At 69.6% G+C, this 3,159-nt stretch carries 3 protein-coding genes; all 3 read left to right on the top strand.

The features are described from left to right. Positions 1-88 precede the first annotated feature (88 nt). On the top strand, positions 89-1,075 hold the full coding sequence (locus tag G6026_RS06445) for a linear amide C-N hydrolase (protein ID WP_182612638.1): 987 nt from the start codon (positions 89-91) through the stop codon (positions 1,073-1,075). A gap of 153 nt (positions 1,076-1,228) precedes the next feature. After that, complete coding sequence (locus G6026_RS06440; protein ID WP_107757683.1) at positions 1,229-2,212, top strand: ABC transporter substrate-binding protein; 984 nt, start codon at positions 1,229-1,231, stop codon at positions 2,210-2,212. Then, positions 2,209-3,159 (top strand): ABC transporter permease (locus G6026_RS06435; RefSeq protein ID WP_347238073.1); only part of this gene is annotated, 951 nt, incomplete at its 3' end. The genes G6026_RS06440 and G6026_RS06435, both read left to right, overlap by 4 nt.

The following is a 3,159-nucleotide window of genomic DNA, read 5'->3' as shown; positions in this document are numbered from 1 at the left end:
CCCCCCCCCCGGCCCCGTTCGCCTCTCCACACGGACACGGAGTGATAGTTTTCCTTCATCTCCGGTCGTCGCGTCGGGAAGGCAAGCCATGTGCACGAGAACCCTCTGGTCCCCCTCCGAGAACCTTGTCCTGGCCGGCCGCACCATGGACTACGAGGTCGATCTGCGGACCAACCTCTGGGCGTTCCCGCGGGGCATGACCCGCGACAACGGCGTGGACGACAGTCTGACCTGGACCTCGACGTACGGCAGCGTGGTGGCCGCGGCCTATGACCTCGCGAGCACCGACGGGATCAACGAGGCGGGCCTGGCGGGACATCTGCTGTGGTTGGCGGAGTCCGATTACGGCGACCGCGACCCGGAGCGTCCGGCGCTGAGCGCCTCGGCGTGGGTGCAGTACATGCTGGACAACTTCTCCACCGTCGCCGACGCCGTGGACTGGATGCGGCGGTCCCGGGTCCAGATCCGGACGTCCGGGGATCCGGTCACCGGCGCGACCGTCACCGTTCACCTGGCGCTCGACGACCGCAGCGGGGACTCGGCGATCATCGAGTACACCGACGGCGAACCCCACATCTGGCACGACCGGTCCTACACGGTGATGACCAACTCGCCCCCGTTCGCCGAGCAACTCGACCGTCTGCGAGAGATCGAAGGTTTCGGCGGTGACCGCCCCCTGCCCGGCGGCACGGACGCCGACGAGCGTTTCGCCCGCGCGGCCTACTACCTGGACCGGCTCCCGGCGCCCACCGACCGGACGGGGGCGGTCGCGGAGTTGCTGAGCGTGATGCGCAACGCGTCGCAGCCGTTCCGCACGCCGGAACCGGGCCATCCGAACGCCTCCACGACTCTGTGGCGGACCATCACCGACCACGTCGACGGCGTGTACGTCTTCGAGGACACCAGTCGGCCCAACATCGTCTGGGCCCGGTTGGACGCACTCGACCTGTCCGAGGGCGCACCGGTCCGCAAACTCGATCTGGTCGCCGACACCGGGCTCGAGGGCGGACTGGTCGGGGAGGTCAGCGCGCACTTCGAGGTGGCGGCGCCGATGGAGTTCCTCCGCGCGTCCTGAGCAGGGGGACGGTCCCCGTGGGCGACCGGCCCCGCACCCCGCGAGGAGAGTCCGGGGTCACGCGGGCGGCACGACCCGGTACCCTCATGTGCCAGCACTGTTAACGCATCCGGCCCCTCACGCTCACCCGTGACCGTAGACAAGGCATGGCACATGGCATTCTCACGCGCGAAGCTCTTCACCGGACTGGTGGCCACCTCGGCGCTCGTCCTCGCAGGCTGCACAGGCGGCACCGAGGACGGCACGGCCGGTGACGGCGGGGAGTCGTACACGATCGGCATCAACCAGCTCGTCCAGCACCCGGCGCTCGACGCGGCCACCGCGGGCTTCAAGGAGGCCTTCGCCGACGCCGGCGTCGAGGTGGAGTTCAAGGAGCAGAACGCCAACGGCGAGCAGGGCACCGCCCTGACCATCGCGCAGCAGTTCGCCGCCGACGACCTGGACCTCGCCCTGGCGGTGGCGACCCCGGCCGCCCAGGCCATGGCCCAGAACATCATCAACATCCCACTGCTGTTCACCGCGGTCACCGACCCGGTCTCGGCCGAGCTCGTCGACTCCATGGAGGAGCCGGGCGCCAACGTCACCGGCACCTCGGACGCGGCCCCGATCGACGAGCAGCTCGAACTGCTCAAGCAGATCGTCCCCGACGCCGAGCGCGTCGGCATCGTCTACGCCTCCGGGGAGGTCAACTCCCAGGTCCAGGTGGACCAGGCCGAGGAGGCCGCCGGACCGCTCGACCTGGAGATCGTCACCCAGACCGTGACCTCGGTCAACGAGATCCAGCAGGCCGTCGAGGCCCTCGGCGACGTCGACGCGATCTACGTCCCGACCGACAACATGGTCGTCTCCGGTATCGCCGCACTCGTCCAGGTGGCGGAGACCAAGCAGATCCCCGTGATCGCCGCGGAGGAGGGCACCGTCGAGGGCGGGGCCGTCGCCACCCTGGGCATCGACTACACCGAGCTCGGCCGCCAGACGGGCGAGATGGCGCTGCGCATCCTGCGCGACGGCGAGGACCCCGCCACCATGCCGGTCGAGACCGCTGCCGAGTTCACCTACGTCGTCAACGAGGACGCCGCCGAGCGCCAGGGCGTGACCATCCCGGAGGACATCCTCGCCGAGGCTGAGAAGAAGTGATCGGATCCGTCGAGGTAGGCCTGATCTACGGGGTCATGGCGCTGGGGGTCTACCTGACCTTCCGCGTGCTGAACTTCCCCGACCTCACCGTCGACGGCAGCTTCACCACCGGTGCCGCCACCGCGGCGACGGCACTCCTCGCCGGCTGGAGCCCGGTGATCGCGACCCTCGCGGGATTCGCCACCGGGTTCCTGGCCGGCATCGTCACCGGCCTGTTGCACACCAAGGGCAAGATCGACGGGCTGCTGGCCGGCATCCTCACCATGATCGCCCTGTGGTCGGTCAACCTGCGGATCATGGGCAGCGCCAACGCCCCGTTGCTGCGCCAGGAGACCGCGTTCACCCCGCTCCGTGAGGCCGGAATCCTCGGCACCTGGGCCGGAGTGGCTGTCCTCGCGGTGGCCGTGGGACTTCTCGGACTCGTCGTGATCTGGTTCCTCACCACCAATCTGGGCCTGTCCATCCGAGCCACGGGCGACAACGGCCCGATGATCTCGTCTTTCGGCGTGTCGACCGACTTCACCAAGACCCTCACCCTGGCGCTGTCCAACGGCCTCGTGGGCATGTGCGGCGCGCTGCTGGCGCAGTACCGGGGCTTCGCCGACATCTCGATGGGCATCGGCATGATCCTGGTCGGCCTGGCCTCGGTCATCCTGGGGCAGGCGATCCTCGGCCAGCGCAGGTTGTGGCTCGCGGTGTACGCCGTGATCGTGGGCGCGGTCCTCTACCAGTTCATCATCGCCGTGGCGCTCGAGGTGGGGCTCAACCCGAACGACATGAGGGCGGTCACGGCGATCCTCGTGGTGATCGCGCTCCTCGCACCCAGGTGGAAGTCCGTGGGCGGTCGGTTCGGCCGCAAGCCCACCACGGCGGCCGCCGCCAACGAGCGGGCGATGGCGGGCGGCGGGACCACTGTCGAGGCGGGGCCCGACCCCGCCGGGACCGCC

The organism is Dietzia sp. DQ11-38-2 (assembly GCF_014145055.1).
Taxonomy (GTDB): Bacteria; Actinomycetota; Actinomycetes; order Mycobacteriales; family Mycobacteriaceae; genus Dietzia.
Note: the sequence above shows the minus strand (reverse complement) of the source record. Positions and strands in the feature narration are given on the sequence as shown.

Coding starts and splice junctions, on each gene's coding strand:
- G6026_RS06445 (WP_182612638.1), top strand. CDS start 89: ATGTGCACGAGAACCCTCTGGTCCCCCTCCGAGAACCTTGTCCTGGCC.
- G6026_RS06440 (WP_107757683.1), top strand. CDS start 1,229: ATGGCATTCTCACGCGCGAAGCTCTTCACCGGACTGGTGGCCACCTCG.